We start from the raw sequence: 22,129 nt of genomic DNA, 5'->3' as shown, positions 1-22,129 counted from the left end.
AAAATGACTCCGTATTCTCTATGCCTCTGTGTGTCAACTTAGACTGTGCTTGAGGCTTACTGTTCGTTCAGGGCCCAATCGTAGGTCTGGTACGAAATTTTAGTGTCATCGGTGATCTTGGTCTTCGAAAACTGATTGACCACATCTTTCACCGATTGCTGTTTCATTTTCTGAAAATCGCCGCCGTACCAATCCAGAATCTTAGACAGGCTGGCCTGTTTCGGTGTGACTGAATTCTTCGCCGGGTTATTCAGGAAATCGACGCCCTGATCTTCAAGTTGGGCATTAAGGCGCTTGCCGTCGAACGCTTCGTTGCGCAGGCGGGGGCACGACTTGGCGGCGCACACCAGCGCAAAGTGAATGCGTGGCTCCGAGAATTTCTTGCGAATAATGCCGTGCTCAATGTTATTCAGGTCATATGTCTCGCCGCCGATCTTGATAAATTTCACATCCCAGGGCGTATTGACAAACGGAATCTTGATTTTCGAGCCAATATCCTTAATGCTTTTCACAGGGTAATTGTCCATGATAAGCTGGATAGTAAAGGCATTATAGGCGTTGATCCAGTAGGCGAGTTGGTCGTCTTTGCTCCAGCTATCAGACGGGGCATTCTTGCCGAGCATGTCGGTGTAAGCCTTCAGGTCGGCTTTATCTTTTATAAAGCCTTTATAATCGACCATACCCGATGCATTGACATGCTCTTTCAGCAATTTATCAAAGGCAGCATGGCTGGGGGCAGCGGCAACGGTTAGCGTGGGGGCTTTTACAGCGTTATGATGGGCCAGATAACTACCCGACAGGCTGATGGCCAGGCAAAGGCAAACGCTGAATAAAAACAGAAGCTTCATAGTATGTGATGGTTTTGATAGATATACGCTGATCGGTGGATAAAGGTTTGCCGGTACGTTGTGTGGCAACGCATCAGGTACGTTATCTTACCCCGCATGAATCTTGACCTGACTCAGAAAACTGCCCTTGTTTGTGGTAGCTCGCAAGGCATTGGCCGCGCCACTGCCGTTGAACTGGCCCTGCTTGGTGCCAACATAGTACTTATGGCCCGCAACGCCGACACGTTACAAACAGTGAAAGCAACGCTTGATACCAGTAAAGGGCAACAGCACCATATCGCCGTTGCCGACTTCAGCCAGGCGGGTAACGTTAAGGCGGCCCTGACTCAGTTATTAACCACGCACCCAGTTATCCACATACTTATCAACAATACTGGTGGTCCGGCGGGTGGCCCGTTGATCGAGGCAACCGACGAGGCGTTTGTACAGACGTTTCATAATCACCTGCTCAACAATCAGGCGCTGGTTCAGGCATTGGCACCCGGTATGCGGCAGGCGGGCTACGGTCGCATCGTCAATATTATCAGCACATCGGTGAAGCAGCCGATTGTGGGGCTGGGTGTGTCGAACACCATTCGTGGGGCGGTGGCACAGTGGGCCAAAACGCTGTCGCTGGAAGTAGGGCCGTGGGGCATCACCGTAAACAATGTATTGCCAGGCTACACCCGCACCGCCCGCCTCGACGCCGTGTTGGGTATGCGGGCGCAATCATCAGGTAAGACCGTCGACGAAGTAGCTGACCAGATGGAGCGTGAAATTCCAATTGGCCGGTTCGCCACCGCCGAAGAAGTGGCTGCCGCTGCTGCGTTTCTCTGCACACCCGCCGCGGCCTCAATTTCTGGTATTAACGTACCTGTAGACGGCGGCAAAACGGGTGGCTTATAGGCGGTTATTATTTGGTATAATGGATTAAAGTCAAAATTTTCAAATGAAATATTAAACATTTACCATATATTAATTTAATTTGTGGGACAACTACAAGTAAGTTACCCATGAGAAATTTGTACAGAAAACATCAATTTGTTCTTTCATTTGCCTGTTTTGCCCTGACAGTCAGCACTGTATTTGCCCAGGCTATACGCGGTAAAGTAGTCGATGCCGGCTCGGGCAACGGCATTCCGGGCGCAACGGTGGTCGTTGCAAAAAGCCAAACAGGTACCAGCGCGGATGGTGATGGTAACTATACGCTTAAGCTGGCTCCGGGGAATTATCAGCTCGTTGTCAGCTTCGTTGGCTACACGAGTGTAACGGTTCCGGTTACAGTGCCCGCTAGTGGCGAGGTAACGCTGTCGACCAAATTACAGGAAAGCCAGTCGAGCCTCAGCGAACTGGTTGTTATTGGTTCGCGGGCGGCTACCGCCCGGACCAATATCCAGAGCGCAGTGCCGGTAGACGTGATCACGACCAAAGAAATGAAGAGCTTTGCACAGGTCGACGTGAGCCAGATCCTGAACTTTGTGGCGCCCTCGTTCAACTCGAACCGCCAAACCGTTACCGATGGCACCGACCACATTGATCCGGCCTCATTGCGGGGGCTTGGCCCAGACCAAACGCTGGTGCTGGTGAACGGCAAGCGGCGGCATAATACGGCACTGATCAACATCAACGGCTCGGTAGGTCGGGGTTCGGTGGGTACCGACATGAACGTGATTCCGGTGGCAGCAGTAGAGCGCGTGGAAGTACTACGCGACGGTGCGGCGGCTCAATACGGGTCTGATGCCATTGCGGGGGTGATCAACGTGGTGCTGAAAAAGAACTACGAAGGGCTGAGTGCTTCGCTGATGACCGGCGGCAGCTACTCGACCATGAATTACAAAGCACCCTTGCTCGGCGGTGGCACCATCGACAAAAGCCAGAGCCTGCGCGACGGCAAAACGTTCCAGTTCGATATCACAAAAGGCTTCCGGCTGGGCCATCGTGGCTCAATGACAATCTCGGGCCAGATCGTTGACCGGGAACGGACCAACCGCTCGGCCGAAGACAACACGCCAACGATCTATCTGGGTGCGTCGGGTGGCTTTCCGGCCACTACGCTGGTGCCCGTTGCCAACCGGCCTGCCTTGTTGGCTGCCGACCAGACATTGATTGACCAACGCCGCTATAATCGTCAGAACATGGTAGTGGGCAACTCATCGGCGCGCAACTATGGCGTATTTCTAAACGGATCGGTACCCATAAATACAAAGTCGGAAGTGTACTTCTCGGCGGGTGTCACGCACCGGTCGGGTACTGGTTACGGCAACAACCGGATTCCCGTGTCGCGCAACCAGCAACCACTGGCTGCCGACGGCACGCTGTTGTATCCAGACGGGTTCCTGCCCGCTATTGAAGCAACGCTGGATGATCAGTCGCTGACGCTGGGGTACAAAACCAAGTTGGGCCAGTGGAATGCTGACCTGAGCAACGTGTATGGCCGTAACAGTATCCGGTTCGATGTATTGAATTCAGGTAACGCTACCTTGCCAAGCAGCAACAACCAGCAGACCGAGTTCTATGCAGGTACGTTGAAGTTCAACCAGAATACGACCAACCTCGACCTGTCGCGTCTCTACACAAACGTGAAAGGCCTTACCTCGGTCAACCTGGCGTTTGGGGCTGAGTATCGCCGTGACGAATATCAGATTGTAGCGGGTGAATTGACCTCGTATTCGGGTGCCTCAAAAACACTTCCGCTGGCCCCGCTGACCGTTGGTGGCCCATCGTCGGGCACAACCGCTGCCGCACCCGGAGCGCAGGTGTTTCCCGGTTACCAGCCTGAGAACGAGCTGGATAAATCGAGAAGTAACGTTAGCCTTTATGCCGATGTAGAATCGGAGATAACCCGCAAATGGCTGGTCGATCTGGCTGGGCGTTTCGAGAATTACTCTGATTTTGGGTCGAAGGTGACGGGTAAACTGGCCACGCGTTATCAGTTTGCCGAATTCTTCAGCCTGCGGGGTGCCATCAGTACCGGTTTCCGGGCACCAAGCCTGCAACAGCGCTATTTCAACAACACCAGTACGCAGTTTATCAATGGTTTACCCAACAACACGCTGACGGTGAACAACGACAGCGATATTGCCCGCAAGGTGATTGGCGTCGACGCCTTGAAGCCCGAAACATCGGTAAACTACACATTGGGCGCGACCAGCCGCATTGGGCGCAACTTCACGATCACAGTCGATGCGTACCTGATCGACATCAAGGACCGGATTTTATACTCTGGTCAGTTTAGCCGTACCCTGCTGGGCTTTTCAGCAACGGATTATCCGGGCGTAAACGGGGTTCGCTTCTTCGCCAATGCGGCCAATACGCAAACGAAGGGCCTTGATATCGTAGCTACAGAACGGCTTAACCTGGGTAAAGGTCGGTTAACCTTATCGGGCGCGGTAAACTTCAACCGCACTACAGTGACGGCCATCAATCCGTCGGCCTTCATAAACAGCACTGACAATAACGAAAAACGGGGTGGAAACCCCGACAACTGGCCCCGCACGATCTTCTTCGACCGGTCGCAGGTGGCGTTGCTGGAAACGGGTCTGCCTCGCAGCAAGTTTAACCTGAGTGCGGCCTACACCGTCAATAGATTCGATATCTCCCTCCGGACAGTGCGTTTCGGCGAGGTACGTAACCTGACTACGGCCGATCCGTATGCGATCAACACAACTGTAACGCCAAATACATACTGGAACACGCAGTTTGCCCGCGATGCATCGGGCAACGCCCTGCTCGATCAGACGTTTAGCCCAATCTGGATTTCAGACATCACAGTGGGCTATAAACTAACCAAAATCCTGAATCTACAGGTCGGTGCCAACAACGTGTTCGACGTATACCCCGATCAGATTTACATTGATCCCCGCAACGCTGTCGGCTCACTTGATTACAACTCGGGCCGTGACCTCTCGAACCGGGGCCGCTTCCTGTTCCCATCGAATCAGGGTGGTTTCAACGGCCGTTTCCTCTTCGCCCGCTTATCAGCGACGTTATGACTTGGGTTTGACGTTTAGGGTTTGATGTTTGACGTCCAACGGGCTTCGCTTACTCACAGATCGTGAATGAGTGAAGCCCGTTGATTTTTACGCGTAATCAATCGTCATTTGGTCAACTTCTTTCAAAATATCCTGCACAGTTTCAGCCAATTCCGGCCCCATTCGTAAATACTCTGTGGGGTATTCGTCTTGCAGGAAATACATCGTGGCATAATACAACGGCTTAAACCGATCTTTCAACTGCCACTCTTCCTGCTGGAAATACTTGTAGGTAGTGTGGTATTGTTTTTTAGCAAGAAGGAGTTTTAGGTAAAACTCAAAGTGCATCTCTAGAACTGCTTTCTGTATATTAGATGCGTGATTTTTTTTGTGTAATTCAGGGGCTTTACTGTGGTTGGTTATTTCGGAAAACAGTTCTCCTACACCTGGATAAAATAGTTTCTCTGGATCTGGATATACTCCGTTCCAGAGGAGAATAGAGTTTTCGCATAAATACTCTTCTAGTGAAGGACTACTTTTAAATGCGAAAGCAAAATTCATAAGTTTTGTGCATAGAAGTTGTCTATTTTTTTGTTTAGTTAAAAAGTAATAAGTAAAAACTTTATAGTAAAACAAGCTTATTGATTTTTTGAAGGTATCTTCGGAATTAGAGTAGTTTTTTATCAATTTATCTTTCGTTTCATTAATTTGAATCGCCGTAACAACACACATGAATTTATTTGTATCAAAGTCATCCCTATCAATGATTGTATCTATATCGACTGATGATACATAATCTCTGAATTTATAATCAAAAATATTCAGAGCTTTATCGAGTTTTACATCCACCAAATACAAAGTAAATGTATCTACAAGTCTCTCTAAGCTCATGCTATTCAGGCTGGTTATATAGCTCAAGGCTTGATCATAATCATTGTTTATTATGCATTTCTCAATCACATCTAACTTAGAAGGTTGTAAACTAAGTAAAAGAGAAGAATCTTTTTCAGTCAAATATATCCTTGCATTATTTTTTAAATTATGCTCTACGTCTTCATTGTGCAATAATGCAGAGTAGGCGGTAGTTAAATATAATGCTGCTTCAGGGGTAATCTCTCTTGACTTTATTGACTTTAATAGATTTTCGATTTTTTCCTGCAACCACTCTTCATCACCATCAAACATTAATTCAAAAAAACGTATCAACCATAGTACACGCTCATCTGTCTTGCGACCGAAGCGCATCAAGTACCAAATATTAAAGAAACGTTCTTCGAGACGGTAGAGGTGATTTTTAGTATTGGTTTCTACTTTTTCAACAATGCCATTGTTGATCAACTGTTTTAATTGAGCTGATACAACTTTGCTTTCGAGGCGCACGGCTTGGGCTAGCTCTTTAGTATTGGCTGCATCCCAGGCGTTGGCCAGCGCAGCTACGATTTTTTGCTGTTGCGTGGGCAGGTCATCAATGCGGTGTTTGTAGAGGGGCGTAACCCTGTCGATGAGTGCGTTTAAGTCGCGGAAGACGGAACCTGTATTGTTTTCCACCATGATTTCGAACAGCAGCACCATTGTGCGGATAACGCCACCCGTGAGGCGGCGTAGGGCTTCGATGCGGCCGGGCCGTTTTTCTACCAGTTCGCGAGCGGCATCGGTGCCGTAGGCTTCGCCGAGTTTCAGGAATAGCTCCTTGGTTTCTTCCTGATTCAGGCCACCTAGCTGAATGACTCTGAAAAAGTCGAAATAGGGTTTGCTGTAGTCGTGGGTTTGCTCAATGAGTGTGGGGGTGGCCCCAATCAGGCGAAGCTCAGGCGCGGTGAGCAGTACCTCGCGCAGACGTTTGTTTTCCAGTTCATCGAACTTACGGAACAGGTCGCCAATGTTGTCTATGAGCAGCAAAAGCTTTTTGTTATGTTGCCGTAACGTACCCAGCAACGTACCCAGTGCCGCACGTTCGTAATCATCGCCGCCGTATTGGGCTTTAATCTGGTCTTCTAGGCCTGCAAAAGTCGGGTCAGCTTCTTCAAGGTAGCGGGCGGTACGTTCCCAGAAGTCAGCCAGTGATGAAATGCCGTACTCTTCCTCGTTGAACACAATCGGGATGAGCCGTTCGGCGAGTTCAGGCGTGTTCTGCACTTCATAGGCCAGCCGCAACAGGAACGTGGTTTTGCCCATACCCCGCACGCCCTGCACCAGATAGTGCTGTTCGGGTTTGGTCATGGGTGCCTCACGAATGTCTCTGAACAGCCGGTCGAAGCTGGCTTTGCGGGCCGTGAACCCCGCAATCAGCGCTTCCTTGCTCTGGTTATGCGGGTTATAGATTGTAGCAACGAGCGGACGTGAGTTAGCCGACATATTTTTTCCACCAGGTTTTCAGAATCGATGAGTTAAAACGGTACGCCGAGCCATCGGCGGTTTCGTGCAGGTAGCCATCGTAGAGCAGCGATTCCAGCGTGGCTTTGTACTGGTCGGCAAATGCGTGTTTTACCGCTAAATCGTGTACAATGGCTTTGTCGAGCGTAGGTACGTTGGCGGCGCGGTTCAGAAGTTCGTGAACAAACTGGTATTCTGGGCCTAATTCGAGGCGTTTTTTCAGTCGGTCGTAATACTGCTCGAAGTAGATCTTGTTGCGTTGGTGAAACACCTGATCGAAGGCTTTGTCGGCTTTCCTCTGATCAATTGGGCTGCCCGCGCTCTCGTGCACGTCGATCACCTCCAATGCTAATAACTGCACGTGGAAGGGCATGAGCCAGTCAATTTTTCGAAGAATATAGCGTACTGTTTCATCATCAATCGTTACGTCTTCCTGATCAACCAACTGCCGGAAAAGGTGGCAGGCTTCGTCTTCGGTCAGAGCAGGTACGTCGATGATGTTGAGTTGATTAATCAGGTCGGTAGCTTCCAGCTTTTTCACCAGCGGTTGCAGTCCGATTGACCCCGTCAGGAGAAACTGTACATGGCCGGTCAGCTTACGGTTATGCATCAGCTCGCGAAACGACTGTAGAAACCGCTTGGCTTCCTGCTTGCCGTGCTTAATCAGAATGTTGTCGAGGGTTTCGGTGAACTCATCGACCAAGATAATCAGCTTGCCGCCTTCCAGATCCAGCTCTTCAAGCAGCGTGGTAAAATCAGTTTGGATGCTGGTTTGCGTCCCCTTGTCGAGCGATAGCTCACCCACCATTGGTACGTTCACTTTGAGGCTGATGCGTTGCAGAAGGTCAGTAAAGCCGTTTTTGATCGTTTTACCAGTGCGCCCCAACCGACCAAACGCATCACTACCAATTACCTGCTTGGCCAACTCCTTATAGAAGCCATCTAGGCTATCGACCGACTGCGTTATAGCGTATACATAGTGCTCTCCCGGCTCCGGATTGTCGCTCAGATGATGCATGATAGACGTTTTACCTACCCGACGGGGAGCCGACAAATACACCTGATTGCCATTCCGAATCGCTCGCCGTATGCGTTTGATCACCTGTGGCCTGTCGAAGAAATCAGACCCTGATACGGCTTGCCCAATGATATTTCTCATTTTGACAATAGAATTTTTGTCAAATGTTATGACAAAAATTCTATTGTCAAAATGTTTAACAAAAATTCTATTGTCAAGTACTGCTAGCGTCTCAGACGATTGAAATCAGAAAGGGCTTCGCTTATCCACGGTCTGTGAGTAAGCGAAGCCCTTGGCGTACAAACCTATAAGGTTTTGGAAACCTTATAGGTTTAAAGAATTCATTCCTACGCGCTCGTGCCTTCTTTCAGCCGTTCGGCGTTTTCGGCGATGCGGAGTTGCTCGATGAACTGACCGATGTCGCCTTCCATCACGGCGGGGAGGTTATAGACCGTCAGGCCGATGCGGTGATCGGTGACGCGACTTTGGGGGTAGTTGTAGGTACGTATCTTATCCGACCGATCGCCGCTGCCGACCATCGTTTTACGTTGCGACGCGATGGCATCGTTGTGGGCCTGTAGCTTGATTTCGTACAGGCGTGAGCGAAGTACCGTCAGGGCCTTGTCGAAGTTTTTCAATTGCGAGCGTTCGTCCTGGCACTGTACCACAAGGCCCGTCGGAATGTGCGTTAGACGCACGGCCGAGTAGGTTGTGTTTACCGACTGACCACCCGCACCCGACGAGCAGAACGTATCTTTCCGAATATCATTCATATTGATTTCGACGTCCACTTCTTCGGCTTCGGGCAGTACGGCCACGCTGGCTGCCGAGGTATGAATCCGGCCCTGGGTTTCAGTGGCGGGTACGCGCTGCACCCGATGCACGCCCGACTCGAACTTCATCTTGCCGTACACGTCTTCCCCTTCAATTTCGGTGATAATCTCTTTGTAGCCGCCCGACGAGCCCTCAGTGAAGTCGACGAGGGTCATTTTCCAGCCCATTTTCTCGCAGAAACGCTGATACATACGGAAGATATCGCCCGCAAAAATGGCTGCTTCGTCGCCGCCGGTACCGCCACGTACTTCCAGAATGATGTTCCGGCTGTCGTTGGGGTCTTTCGGAATCAGCATTTCTTTTAGCTGCTCTTCCAGCTCATCGCGGCGGGGAATGAGTTCGTCAAGTTCACCTTTGGCCATGTCGCGGAACTCTTCGTCTTTCTCCGTGGCAATGACCTCGCGGGCATTCACAATTTCGGCAAGTGTCTGCTGATAAGCGCGATATTGCTGCACGATCTTATCAAGCTCTTTATATTCCTTGCTCAGCTTCATGAAGCGCTTGGGGTCCGCAGACACCTCAGGCTGCACAATCTGTTGTGCCACTTCGTTAAAGCGTTCGCTGATCGATTCAAGTTGTTCAAGCATACCGCAAAGGTACGAAAAACGGCGCGAAGGGAGGAAGGGTTGTACGTTGTGAGAGTAAACGGAGTAAGGTTTGTTATTTTACCGGTGAATCAGAATCAACCATGAGCCAATCATCACGCAGAACATTCATTAAGGCTAGCCTGAAAGGTGGTGTTGCCGCCGGTATTACAGCGAGTTTACCCATGAGCGCATCCAAAGAAACATTTGTTCACCACGTTCTTTTCTACCTGAAGAACCCCGGTAACGCCGCCGACAAGGCCAAACTACTGGAGGGACTGAACATGTTGGCCAAAGTGCCAACCATCAAAATGGTGCATATCGGTGAGCCCGCCGCTACAAACCGTGCCGTGATCGAACGGAGCTACACGTACTCGTGGCTATGCCTGTTCGACAGCGCCGCCGACGAGGAAGTGTACCAGAAGCACCCGATCCACGACGATTTTCGGAACAACTACGCGACCCTCTGGGAGAAAGTCGTGATCTACGACGCGATTGGCCCGAAGCGGAAGTAAAGGACGCGTCAGCAACATGCAGTCTCAATAAAAATGGCCTCTGTATCAATGCAGAGGCCATTTTTGCGTTTAGCTATAAGGGGTTCGGTCATTATCTACTTTCCCGTCTGCATTGCGGTTGGGGTGTGTCATGGGTACGTCCTCGGCGGGCTCATCGCCGTTCATATACGTATCTTCCATGTCGTTGGCGGCTAGCTCCGGCGCGTCTATTTCGGCACCGACACCACTATTTCCTTCTGCCGACTGGTCGCCCAGACCGGCGGGGCTGATGGCCTGTTTCGCCCGGATTATATCCTCTTTATCCTGATCTTCCATAATGATGTTAGTTGTCTAGTTATTAACTAGGCTAAACCCCGCTCGTGACACTTTGTTAGCCCGCCCCCAAATTTTTACGTAAATTTGATTGTTATATATTGACGTGAATGCGTAGCATTCTCACAATTAGTGTACAAAAATTGTATTGCTTCAGCGTAGACCCCCAACTCCCTGAGGGGGTCTACGCTGAAGCAATACAAAACAATGTAGTTGAAGTAGCCATGTCTGATTATTGACAGGCAGACAGAGCAATCCATCGTCTTTTCATGATTGATTATATAGCCGGTCTGAACGACCCGCAACGCGAAGCCGTAACCCACGGCGATGGTCCGATGATGATCATTGCCGGAGCTGGTTCGGGCAAAACGCGCGTGCTCACCTATCGTATTGCCCACCTGATCGACAAGGGGGTTGATCCGTTCCGTATTCTGTCGCTGACTTTTACCAATAAGGCCGCGGGTGAAATGCGTCACCGGATCGAGAAAGTGATTGGCAACGAGGCGCGTAATATCTGGATGGGTACGTTCCACTCCGTGTTTGCCAAGATCCTGCGCATCGAAGCCAAAGCCCTGGGCTACACCAGCAACTTCTCCATCTACGATACCGACGACTCGAAATCACTGCTCAGGAGCATCATCCGGGAACGGGGCCTCGACGATAAGCAATACCGCGCCAACGCCGTGTTCAATCGGATTTCGAGTGCGAAAAACCGCCTTGTTGGGGCCGACGAGTATTTGAACAACGCCATCATTCAGGCTGATGATGCTTCGGCAAAGATGCCGGAAGTGGGAGCGATCTATAAAGTCTATAGCACCCGTTGTTTCCAGGCCAACGCCATGGATTTCGATGATCTGCTGTTCAATACCAACATCCTGTTCCGCGATCATCTGGACATTCTGCACAAGTACCAGCATAAGTTTCAGCACGTACTGGTCGATGAGTTTCAGGATACCAACGTGTCGCAGTATCTCATCACGCGGAAGCTGGCGGCGGTGCATCAGAATATCTGCGTGGTGGGCGACGATGCGCAGAGTATCTACGCGTTCCGGGGGGCCAACATCGAAAACATCCTGAATTTCCAAAAAGATTATGGCAAAGACACGGTGAAAATCGTGAAGCTGGAGCAGAACTACCGCAGCACCAACACCATCGTGCAGGCGGCCAATTCGGTGATTGCCCGCAACCGGAATCAGCTCGAAAAGCGCGTTTTCACCGACAATGAAACCGGCCCGCTGATCGAGGTCATCAAAGCATCGTCGGATAATGAAGAAGGCCGACTGGTGGCAACGAACATCTTCGAAGCCAAGATGCGCGACGGCTTGCGGAACAACGATTTCGCCATTCTGTACCGCACCAACGCCCAGTCGCGGGCGTTTGAGGAAGCCCTGCGTAAGCTGAGCATCAAGTACCGGATCATTGGTGGCCTGTCGTTCTACCAGCGGAAAGAGATCAAGGACCTGATCGCCTACCTGCGCTTCACGGTCAACCAGGCCGACGAAGAGGCGTTCAAGCGGATTATTAACCTGCCCAAACGCGGTATTGGTGATACCACGCTGGCTAAGATTTCGGTGCTGGCCTCGGAGAAGAACGTACCTATCTGGGAGATCGTCAGTAACATCACGTACCACATCACCGGTCGGGCGTCGATTGCCATCGAAGGTTTCGCCGAGTTGATCAAAAGCTACATGTTGCTGATCGACAAGAAGGATGCGTACGAAGTAGCGGCGCACGTGGCCAAGACGTCGGGTATTCTGAAGGAGTTGTACGAAGACAAAACCGTGGAAGGGCTGGCCCGCTACGAGAACGTACAGGAATTGCTGAACGCCATCAAAGAGTACGTTGATAGTCCCGATAACGAGGAAAAGAACCTGAGCGCGTTCCTGCAAACGGTATCGCTGCTGACGACCGCCGACGAAAAAGAAGAAGACGGCGACAACGATCGGGTAACCATGATGACGATCCACGCCGCCAAAGGGCTGGAATTCAAGAATGTACACATCGTTGGACTGGAAGAAGACCTGTTTCCCAGCCAGATGATGCTCGAAAGCCGGGCCGATCTGGAAGAAGAACGCCGCCTGTTCTACGTCGCCATCACCCGCGCCGAGAAACGCCTGACGTTCTCCTTCGCCGAATCGCGCTACCACTACGGCCGACTGAAAATCTGTGAACCCAGCCGGTTCCTGCTGGAAGTGGATCAGGGTTTTCTGACGATGAGCAAGACCGTGACGCCGCCCAAACCCCGGTTTAAAGGCGACGATACCTACGCCAGCCGCAGCAAAGATGATATGCCCTCGGCTGGTTCGATGAACTTCGTGCGGTCGCTGGCTCAGAAAACGGCGCAGCGTCAGGTGCCGCAGCCCACCGTCACCCACACGCCCTCGGCTAATTTTGTACCCAGCAACACCACCGAACTGGCCGAAGGCATGGAAGTAGAGCACTCAAAATTTGGCTTCGGCGTCGTGAAGTCGATCGACGTAAACGGCACTGAACGCAAAGCCGTGATCCAGTTTAAAGTGGCCGGCGAAAAAACGCTGCTGTTAAGCTTCGCCAAGCTGCGTATTGTGTAGGTACGTTGTCAATTTGCCCCATCGGGGTATTGGCGAGTCTAAAACGTGGTTCCTGGCTGGGTACGTTGCTATACGAATTGAATTTGGGCGGAAAACGCCATTTACTATTCCAGGAAAGGCACGTAGCGCGAAGCCATGCCCGATGCTCGCGAAGCCACGCATGTCAACTACAAGCCAACTGGAAAGGTGTAACAAAATCAGAAAACGGCGTTTCAAAACTGAAAAAACGCGTCGTAATCAAGTAGAATAAACAACTCATTATCAGTGATTTGCTTATTCAGGTAAACATCGAAACAAATTGAACGATTACCGAAAGTGCATCTTATGTAGCTGATCTAAGTTTGACTCGAAATCAATGTCCGAAAGGGACGCTTCGAGTTAGCCATGAGCCAGAAACAACGCATTTTCTTTTGGTCGATTACGGCCGCCTTAGGAGGGTTCCTCTTCGGCTTCGACACGGCCGTTATCTCTGGGGTCGAGCAGTCACTGCAGGCCATATGGCACCTGAATGTATGGGAACATGGCCTGACTGTTTCCATCGCGCTGATCGGCACAGTGATCGGGTCGGTAACCGGTGGTATTCCGGCCGAACAGTTGGGACGGAAGAAAACTCTGATCTGCATTGCCATCCTTTACCTGCTGGCCTCACTGGGAACGGCCCTGGCGCCAACCTGGTCTATCTTTCTCATCTTCCGGTTTCTGGGTGGCCTGGGCGTTGGTGCCTCGTCGGTGGCTGCGCCCATGTACATTACCGAAATTTCGCCCGCCAGGTCACGCGGCAAGCTGGTGGGTATGTTCCAGTTCAATGTGGTGCTGGGTATTCTGGTTGCCTATCTCTCTAACTTTCTGCTGTCGGACGTTGGTGCCGAACCGTGGCGCTGGATGCTTGGCATACAGGCTCTACCGTCGATCATCTTCCTGGTTACGGTGCTTAAAATCCCGGAAAGTCCCCGCTGGCTGCTCCTGAAAAAAGTACAGGTAGAGGCCGCCCGCGCCGTACTCGACATGATCGATCCGGAAACGGCCCAGGAAACGTTGCTGGCCATTCAACAGAGCAGCACACCGTCATCGGCATCGGCCCGGCTCTTTTCGGGAAACTACAAAACCCCCGTTATGCTGGCGGTGCTGTTCGCCGTCTTCAATCAGGTATCGGGTATCAACGCAATCATTTACTACGCGCCCCGCATTTTTGAAATGACTGGTCTGGGCAAAAGCTCGTCGTTACTGTCGTCGGCAGGTATCGGGCTGATCAACCTCATCTTCACGTTGATTTCGATGAACCTGATCGACCGGTACGGCCGACGTACCCTGATGAAAATTGGCTCGGTTGGATTGATTATTACCCTGGGGCTGGTGGCACGGGCATTCTACGTCGAAGACTTCAGCGGCATGACCGTACCTTTCTTGCTGTTCGGCTACATCGCCTTCTTTGGTTTCTCGCAGGGGGCCGTTATCTGGGTTTTTATCTCTGAAATATTCCCCAATGAAGTACGCGCCAGCGGGCAGGCATTGGGCAGTTTCACCCACTGGATCATGGCCGCCATCATCACCTTCACCTTCCCCTACCTGTCTGAAAAGGTCGGCGGCGGCAACACCTTCCTGTTCTTCGCCGTGATGATGGTGCTGCAACTGGTATTCGTGTTGCGCATCATGCCTGAAACGAAAGGCACCAGTCTGGAAAAAATTGAACGAACCGTTTTTTCCCATTAATCCACCTGATAGCCATGACACCAACCATCATCTGTTTCGGCGAAATTCTGTGGGATGTACTTCCTACCAGCAAGCAACCCGGTGGCGCGCCCATGAACGTGGCCGCCGACCTGCGCAACTTCGGCCTGAACGCCCAACTCATCAGCCGCGTCGGTAGCGACGACCTGGGACGTGAACTGCTGGATTTTCTAACGCAGAAAAACATTCCAACAGAACTGGTCCAGACGGGACAGTCACACCTGACGGGCGTAGCTAAAGCCAATTTGTCTGACAGCAACGAGGTCACCTACAAGATCGTGCAGCCCGTTGCCTGGGATTATATCCAGCTGGAGCCGGGTATGATCGAGGCGGTGCAGCAAAGCGATTTGTTCGTGTATGGGAGTCTGGCGGCCCGTAGCCCCCAAACCCATGAAACCCTGCGGGAACTGCTGGCCGTAGCCCCCCGCAAGGTATTCGACGTAAACCTCCGCGCACCCCACTACGATCAGACCACCGTTGACGAACTCCTGCATCAGGCCGACATCGCCAAGCTGAACGAGCACGAACTACTCGAATTGTCGGGCTGGTATGGGCATGAAACCGACATGCACCGGGCCATGCAGCAACTGCGCGATCGGTACAGCCTGGACGTGTTGTGCGTAACACTGGGCGGCGACGGGGCCATACTGCTCGATGCCACTGGCTTTGTACAACAAGCGGGCTTTTCAGTAGAGGTAGAAGATACCATTGGTAGTGGTGACGCCTTTCTGGCCGCATTCCTCTACAAAACGTTGCAGGGTTCACCAGCTCAGAACGCCCTTGAGTTCGCCTGCGCTACGGGTGCCTATGTAGCTACCCAACGCGGCGCAACGCCCTCATTTACAGAAACAACCATTACCAGTCAATATAGTACCCAACCCACAACCTGACCCGTTGTGTACCACCAATTCAGTACCATTCTTACCATATCCGTATAAATCAATGAAGAATCATCTATTAACTCTCACCCTGTTGCTGCTGACGGTCTCGCTGGCCATAGCTCAGCGCACTGTTACGGGCAGCGTTGTCGACGCCAAGACAAACGAAGCACTTATTGGAGCCACCATCGTAATTCCCGGCACCACGAACGGTACCGTTGTAGATGTCAACGGAAAGTTTTCGATCGCCGTACCAGCCAGTGCCACGTCTATTCAGGTGTCGTTTATTGGCTATCTGGTACAGGAAGTGCCCGTTGTAAACCAGAGCACCGTTCGAGTGGCGCTGGTTGCCGGTGGTCAGCTATCCGAGGTGGTGGTGGTAGGATATACAACCTCGAAGAAGGAAGACCTGACCGGCTCTATCGCCGTAGTTGATCTGGCACCCGTTAAGAATATCAGCTCGGGTAACGTGATGCAGGCACTTCAGGGACGGGTTCCGGGGCTATATATCGAAAAGACAGGCTCACCAAACGGCACCAATTCGCGCATCCTGATTCGGGGAGCCAATACGCTCGGCAATACAGACCCACTCTACATCATCGATGGTGTTCCGACCAAACGGCCCGAAGTATTCCAGGGGCTGAACCCCAGTTCGATTGAGTCGGTGCAGGTGTTGAAAGATGCGTCGGCTTCGTCGATCTACGGGTCGCGGGCATCCAATGGGGTCATCATTGTCACGACCAAAAACGGGGCAAACGCGAACGGAAAACTCAGCATCGACTTTAACAGCAGCGTTTCGGCCCAGTCTGAAAAATACGCCCGGTTCAAGATGCTCAACGCCGTCGATCGCGGACGGGCACTCTGGCAGGCTTCGGTCAATGATGGCGTGAACCCCGAAGATGGTTATGGCGCGCTGTACTCGTTCGACTGGAATAAGAATTTCGCCAACCCTGTTCTGAACGGCGTTACGGTGAAGCCATTGGTGGGCGGCGTGGCCAACATGCCCGCTGGCGATACCGACTGGCAGGATGTGATGTACAAGACAGGTATCGTTACCAACAACGAACTGACTATTGCGGGTGGCACGAAAAACTCGTCGTTGCAGGTAAACCTGGGCTACTTCAAGAACACGGGCATGCTGAAGTTCACGGGCTACGACAAGCTAAGTGGCCGGATCAACGCCCTGACCAACACCTTTGAGGGCCGATTGAAAATAGGCGCGAATATGCAGTTTGCTACGTCGAACGAAACGCTGTCCTCTACTGATATTGGCGGCGCACTCACACCGGGTTTGGCAATTACCCTGGCGCCTACGATTCCCGTTTATGCAAAAGACGGCACCTACGGCGGAGCCATTGGCTCTGGCTATTCAGACCGGAATAACCCGCTGCATATGCAGGATATCAACCAGTATGACAATGCCAACCGGGTAACCCTGTTTGGAAACATATTCGCGGAGATCGAGCCGGTTAAAAACCTGTTTATCCGGTCGAGCCTGGGCGTTGACAACTCACAGTTTTACGCCAAAAACATCGAACAGGCATTCGATGAAGGTTCATTTGGCCGGACAAGCAACAGCCTGACGATTGACCAGAACCGGTTTCTGAGCTTAACCTGGTCGAACACGGCCCGGTATAACCTCAACCTGGGCGAGAACCACTTTAAGTTTTTAGCCGGTGTTGAAGCCGTTAAAACGGATATTACCTACCAGACTGACCGGAAAGAAGGGTTTGCCGTTCAAACGCCCGACTACTTCACACTAAACTCAGGAACAGGTAATGCCACGGTTACCGGTGCTGGCACGGGCAACCGCCTGCTATCGCAGTTTGCCCGGATTGACTACGGGTTTTCAGACAGATACCTGGTTGCGCTAACCGTACGCCGCGACGGTTCATCGCGGTTCGGTACGGATAACCAATACGGCATTTTTCCGGCGGCATCGGTAGGCTGGCGGCTCGACCGCGAAAGCTTCTTTAAAGACATAAAGGCAATCAACACCCTGAAGCTACGCGTCGGTGTGGGCCGGGTTGGTAACCAGGAAATCGGCGATCTGGCGCGTTTTGGCCTGTACGATACCCGCTACGGTGCCCGGCAGTCGCAATACCCGAATGGACATAATGGCTTTTTCGATCAGTTCTATAACATCGGGACCGCCTATGACCTCAACGGGGCCAACACCGGGAACCTTCCCTCTGGTTTTGTCTCTATCCAGGGAGCCAATCCAAACCTTAAGTGGGAAACTACCGATGAGGCAAACATAGGGCTCGACTTTGGTTTTCTGGACGGCACCTTCCAGGGCTCATTCGATTACTTTACCCGTAAAACGAGCGATATTCTGATCACGCCACCCGTTGCTTCGGCCGTGGGCGAAGGGCAATTGAGGGCGGTTAATGGTGCCGCCAAATCGAACCAGGGCTTCGAGTTTTCGCTGGGGTATTACCCTAAAGCCCAGGGCAATTTCACGTACAACATCATGACGGGCATCAGCCGGTTCAGGGATAAAATCACCGAACTACCCGAAGAAGTACGGGCCGCCTACGCAGGCAATGCGGTTAGTACGATTCTTGGCCACTCCCAGTTTGACCTGTTTGGCTACAAAACCGCCGGGCTTTTTCAGAGCAAAGCAGAAGTAGACGCCGCACCCAAACAGGTGGGGGCCGGTCCCGGTCGTATCAGGTACGTTGACACGAATAACGATGGCGTGATCAACGATGATGACCGGGTATTCTTCGGCACAACCCTCCCTGCTTTTGAATACAACCTGCGTATTGAAGCGTTTTACAAAGGGTTCGACCTGTCTATTTTCGGCTCTGGTGTAGCTGGCCGGTCTGGCTTTGACGCCTACACGTTCTACAACAATTTTATCAGGGGCCGCGACAACGTTGGGCCGGGTGTGTTCAACGCCTGGACGCCCACTAATAGCAGCTCCAAAATTCCTACCCTGTCGCTGTCAGATGTTAACGGCGAAACCCGCACCTCCGATTATTTCTTTACCAGCACCTCGTATTTCAAGCTACGGAACATACAGTTGGGCTACACCCTGAATACTGACTTGATCAAAAAGGTGAACCTGCAACGGCTTCGCGTCTACGTTATGGCCGAGAACCTGTTCCTGATCAAATCAGGCAATTTCCAGGGCCCTGATCCAGAGCGCGTTGACATTAACGCAATTCCAATTCCCCGCACCTTCACCGCAGGCATAAACGTTTCCTTCTAAGCCTCAGATCGACATGAACAATAAACTAACCTCCTCATTACTAGTAGCCATAGGGCTACTCATTACCTCTTCCTGCAAAGATTACCTCGACTATCAGCCACAGGGATTGCTGTCATCAGAGAACATAAAATCGGCATCCGGGGCCGATGCCCTTGTCACGGCGGCTTACGCCGGTGTTGGCAATGACGACATGGTTGGCCCCATGACCAGCATGTGGGTGTACGGAAGCGTTCGGTCCGACGATGCCTATAAAGGCGGGGGCGGCGTAGGCGATGTAGCAGAAGTCGATTTCTACGAACATTATAACCTCACCCGGCCGGATATGGGCTTGATGCACCCGTTCACCTGGGAGAATTTTTACAAAGCCATTTCACGGGCAAACGCCGCGTTGAAAAGCCTGAATGCGCTCACTGAAGCTGAGTTTCCGTTGAAGAAAGTACGTCAGGCTGAGGTACGTTTCCTGAGAGCCCACTCGCATTTCATGTTGAAGATGCTGTTCAAAAATATCCCGTTCATTACCGAGGATATGTCGAGCGAGGCTATCCTGGCTGAGTCGAACGTGAAGTACAAGAACGATGAACTATGGAATAAAATCGCTGAGGACTTCCAGTTTGCTGTTGACAATCTGCCCAACAAACAAACGCAGCTAGGACGGGCCAACAAGCTGGCGGCGGCGGCCTATCTGGCCAAGCTTCGTCTGTTCCAGGCCTATGAACAGAACGAGACGCACCAGGTGACGACAATCAATAAAACGCGGTTGCAGGAGGTGGTGAACCTGACCCAACAGGTGATCAGTTCAGGTCAGTATAGCCTACAGCCCGATTTTGCGGAGAACTTCATTGCCGAAACCGAGAACGGACCTGAGTCTATTTTTGCCATTCAGTACTCGATCAATGATGGTACAGCAGTTGGTCGGCTGAGCTACGTTACCGGCTTAAACTACCCACACGGCGCACCGCAATACGGCTGCTGCGGGTTCCATGCCCCCAGCCAGAACCTGGCCAACGCTTACAAAACAAACGAAAACGGTTTGCCGCTGATGGACACGTTCAACGACAAGAATGTGGACTTCAACACTGATACCGTTGACCCCCGTGTGGACCACACAATTGGCATTGATGGCCACCCTTACAAATACGATCCGACGAAGCCGTTCAGCAATAGCTGGGTACGTGATCCGGGTGTGTATGGGTTCTTCCACACGATGAAAGAACAACAGTTGGCCACCAGTTCATCGTACCATAAAGAAGGGCCATTCATTGGCTCATCGAAGAACATTGACGTGATTCGTTACGATGATGTGCTGCTGATGCAGGCCGAGGCCAACATTGAATTAGGTCAACTGGAGCCAGCCCGGACCGTGATTAACCAGATTCGCCGTAGAGCGGCTGCCAGCACGGGCCGACTGAAGAAGACCGACGGTACATTCGCCTCAAAGTACAACGTGAAAGAGTACGCTGCCACCGGCTGGACGCAGGACTACGCCCGGAAGGCCCTGCAATGGGAACGTCGGCTGGAATTCGCGACCGAAAGCCCTCGCTTCTTCGACCTTGTACGGTGGGGCATTGCCGAAAAAACGCTGAATGCCTATATCGATAAGGAAAAAGTACGTCGGCCTTTCCTGGCTACGGCCAAGTTCACGGCGGGGCGGGATGAGTACCTACCTATTCCACAACGGGAGATCAGCTTCACCAAAGGGCTTTACAAGCAGAATCCGGGCTTCTAATTTAAATCAACCCGCTGATGCCTTGTTGGAAGGCATCAGCGGGTTTTTATCATCTGTTATGCGAAACCTACTCACCACCATTGTCTTACTCGCTGTCCTTAGCCACCTGGCTATAGGGCAAGTCAAAACAGGCTCAGAGCCGCACCGGCCACAGTTTCACTTTACGCCCAAAGCCCACTGGATGAACGACCCGAACGGAATGGTGTACCTCAACGGGACGTACCATCTGTTCTTTCAATACTACCCCGACGCTACCGTTTGGGGCCCGATGCACTGGGGGCACGCCACCAGCAAAGACATGGTAAGCTGGCAGGAGCAGCCCATTGCGCTGTATCCCGATAGCCTGGGCTGGATTTTCTCGGGTAGCGCGGTGCTCGACGTAAACAATACCAGTGGGTTCGGGACGAATGGAAAAGCACCGCTAGTGGCCATTTTCACGCATCACAACCAGAAACTGGAAAAGGCTAAATCAGACAAATTTCAGTACCAAAGCCTCGCCTATAGCCTCGACGAAGGCAAAACGTGGACCAAATATGCCGGAAACCCCGTGCTACCCAATCCCGGTATTGTCGACTTCCGCGACCCTAAGGTGCGCTGGTACGAGCCGCAGAAAAAGTGGATCATGACGCTGGCTACTAAAGACCGCGTCACGTTTTACTCGTCGCCAAACCTGAAAAACTGGACCAAAGAAAGCGAATTCGGGGCCGACCTGGGCGCTCATGGCGGTGTGTGGGAATGCCCTGATCTGTTGGCGATGAACCATAACGGCAAAAAAGCCTGGGTGCTTCTGGTGAGCATGAATCCCGGTGGGCCAAACGGCGGCTCGGCAACGCAGTACTTCGTGGGTGATTTCGACGGGAAAACCTTCAAACCCTATTCCACCACCACAAAATGGATGGACTACGGCACCGACAACTATGCGGGCGTAACGTTCTCGAACACCGGCACCCGCACCATTCTGATGGGCTGGATGAGCAACTGGCAATACGCCCGCGAGGTACCTACCGATCCCTGGCGCAGTGCCACCACCGTGCCGCGCGAGTTGGCTTTGAAAGAGGTAGGCAAAGAACTGTATCTAACGTCGATGCCAGTAAAAGAGCTAGACAAACTGAACGGCAAATCAACCACGCTGACCAACGTACCTGTGCGGGAGCAGGTTGATTTAACCGCCAAAACCGGCAAGACAACTCTGTTTAAACTCACGCTGTTGGCCCCCGCAACCAGCGATTTCAGCCTTGTGCTGGCCAATGAACAAGGCGATGAACTGGTGATTGGCTACGAGAAAAGTACGAATTCATACTACATCGACCGGTCGAAATCGGGCAAAACGGATTTTGAGAAAGGCTTCGGCAAACGGCACACCGCCCCGCGCTTATCGACAGCCAATAATCTGTCGCTGACCTTACTGGCCGATGTAGCCTCTGTGGAACTGTTTGCCGACGGCGGACTTACCGTGATGACGGATATCGTTTTTCCAGAGCAACCCCTGAACAAGCTATTCATCAAATCAGAAACGGGCATCTCGATTCCCCGGCTGACCTTTACCAGGCTGTCGGCGGCAGGGCAGTAGGGCGTT

Annotated in this window: 14 protein-coding genes; 9 read left to right on the top strand and 5 right to left on the bottom strand. The window is 51.9% G+C overall.

The window, feature by feature from the left end:
* Positions 1 to 56: 56 nt before the first annotated feature.
* A complete protein-coding gene (locus ACFE8Q_RS20895; protein WP_375447380.1) occupies positions 57 to 848 on the bottom strand; it encodes a DUF547 domain-containing protein in 792 nt (263 codons plus the stop codon).
* Between the two features lie 96 nt (positions 849 to 944).
* Between ACFE8Q_RS20895 and ACFE8Q_RS20890 the strand changes: the two genes are divergently transcribed.
* Both ACFE8Q_RS20890 and ACFE8Q_RS20885 read left to right on the top strand, forming a co-directional pair.
* Positions 945 to 1,733 carry an SDR family oxidoreductase gene (locus ACFE8Q_RS20890; protein ID WP_375447379.1) on the top strand — a complete coding sequence of 263 codons (789 nt, stop codon included), beginning with the start codon at positions 945 to 947 and terminating at the stop codon, positions 1,731 to 1,733.
* Positions 1,734 to 1,840: 107 nt separating this feature from the next.
* The gene (locus ACFE8Q_RS20885; protein WP_375447378.1) at positions 1,841 to 4,819 is read left to right on the top strand and encodes a TonB-dependent receptor domain-containing protein; all 2,979 of its coding nucleotides are present in this window, start codon (positions 1,841 to 1,843) and stop codon (positions 4,817 to 4,819) included.
* Between the two features lie 87 nt (positions 4,820 to 4,906).
* Here the strand turns inward: ACFE8Q_RS20885 and ACFE8Q_RS20880 are convergent, their stop codons facing one another.
* The 3 genes from ACFE8Q_RS20880 to prfA all read right to left on the bottom strand — a co-directional run bounded on the left by ACFE8Q_RS20880 (position 4,907) and on the right by prfA (position 9,610).
* Complete coding sequence (locus ACFE8Q_RS20880) at positions 4,907 to 7,153, bottom strand: hypothetical protein (protein WP_375447377.1); 2,247 nt, start codon at positions 7,151 to 7,153, stop codon at positions 4,907 to 4,909.
* A complete protein-coding gene (locus ACFE8Q_RS20875; protein WP_375447376.1) occupies positions 7,143 to 8,330 on the bottom strand; it encodes an AAA family ATPase in 1,188 nt (395 codons plus the stop codon). The genes ACFE8Q_RS20880 and ACFE8Q_RS20875 overlap by 11 nt, the downstream gene beginning before the upstream one ends.
* Before the next feature lie 206 nt (positions 8,331 to 8,536).
* Positions 8,537 to 9,610, bottom strand: coding sequence for a peptide chain release factor 1 (prfA, locus tag ACFE8Q_RS20870; RefSeq protein WP_375447375.1), 1,074 nt, complete (start codon positions 9,608 to 9,610; stop codon positions 8,537 to 8,539).
* Between the two features lie 101 nt (positions 9,611 to 9,711).
* Here prfA and ACFE8Q_RS20865 point away from each other — a divergent pair, with 101 nt between their 5' ends.
* Positions 9,712 to 10,122 carry a Dabb family protein gene (locus ACFE8Q_RS20865; RefSeq protein WP_375447374.1) on the top strand — a complete coding sequence of 137 codons (411 nt, stop codon included), beginning with the start codon at positions 9,712 to 9,714 and terminating at the stop codon, positions 10,120 to 10,122.
* A gap of 69 nt (positions 10,123 to 10,191) precedes the next feature.
* Here ACFE8Q_RS20865 and ACFE8Q_RS20860 read toward each other — a convergent pair whose 3' ends face one another.
* Positions 10,192 to 10,437 (bottom strand): hypothetical protein, encoded by a 246-nt coding sequence (locus ACFE8Q_RS20860; RefSeq protein WP_375447373.1) that lies wholly within the window; start codon positions 10,435 to 10,437, stop codon positions 10,192 to 10,194.
* A gap of 266 nt (positions 10,438 to 10,703) precedes the next feature.
* On the opposite strand from ACFE8Q_RS20860, the gene ACFE8Q_RS20855 reads away from it, so the two are divergent.
* The 6 genes from ACFE8Q_RS20855 (at position 10,704) to ACFE8Q_RS20830 (ending at position 22,123) form a co-directional block, all read left to right on the top strand.
* On the top strand, positions 10,704 to 13,004 hold the full coding sequence (locus ACFE8Q_RS20855) for an ATP-dependent helicase (RefSeq protein ID WP_375447372.1): 2,301 nt from the start codon (positions 10,704 to 10,706) through the stop codon (positions 13,002 to 13,004).
* 384 nt (positions 13,005 to 13,388) lie between these two features.
* Entirely contained in the window at positions 13,389 to 14,714 is a 1,326-nt protein-coding gene (locus ACFE8Q_RS20850; protein WP_375447371.1) for a sugar porter family MFS transporter, read from the top strand.
* 8 nt (positions 14,715 to 14,722) lie between these two features.
* Positions 14,723 to 15,622, top strand: coding sequence for a carbohydrate kinase family protein (locus ACFE8Q_RS20845; RefSeq protein WP_375447525.1), 900 nt, complete (start codon positions 14,723 to 14,725; stop codon positions 15,620 to 15,622).
* Positions 15,623 to 15,674: 52 nt separating this feature from the next.
* Entirely contained in the window at positions 15,675 to 18,827 is a 3,153-nt protein-coding gene (locus ACFE8Q_RS20840; RefSeq protein ID WP_375447370.1) for a SusC/RagA family TonB-linked outer membrane protein, read from the top strand.
* Between the two features lie 13 nt (positions 18,828 to 18,840).
* A complete protein-coding gene (locus tag ACFE8Q_RS20835) occupies positions 18,841 to 20,553 on the top strand; it encodes a RagB/SusD family nutrient uptake outer membrane protein (RefSeq protein WP_375447369.1) in 1,713 nt (570 codons plus the stop codon).
* A gap of 58 nt (positions 20,554 to 20,611) precedes the next feature.
* The gene (locus ACFE8Q_RS20830) at positions 20,612 to 22,123 is read left to right on the top strand and encodes a glycoside hydrolase family 32 protein (RefSeq protein ID WP_375447368.1); all 1,512 of its coding nucleotides are present in this window, start codon (positions 20,612 to 20,614) and stop codon (positions 22,121 to 22,123) included.
* The last annotated feature ends 6 nt before the right edge of the window (positions 22,124 to 22,129 follow it).

This window comes from uncultured Fibrella sp. (assembly GCF_964250085.1).
Classification (GTDB): Bacteria; Bacteroidota; Bacteroidia; order Cytophagales; family Spirosomataceae; genus Fibrella.
The sequence above is the reverse complement of the archived record's forward strand: the minus strand, read 5'-3'. Positions and strand labels throughout refer to the sequence as shown.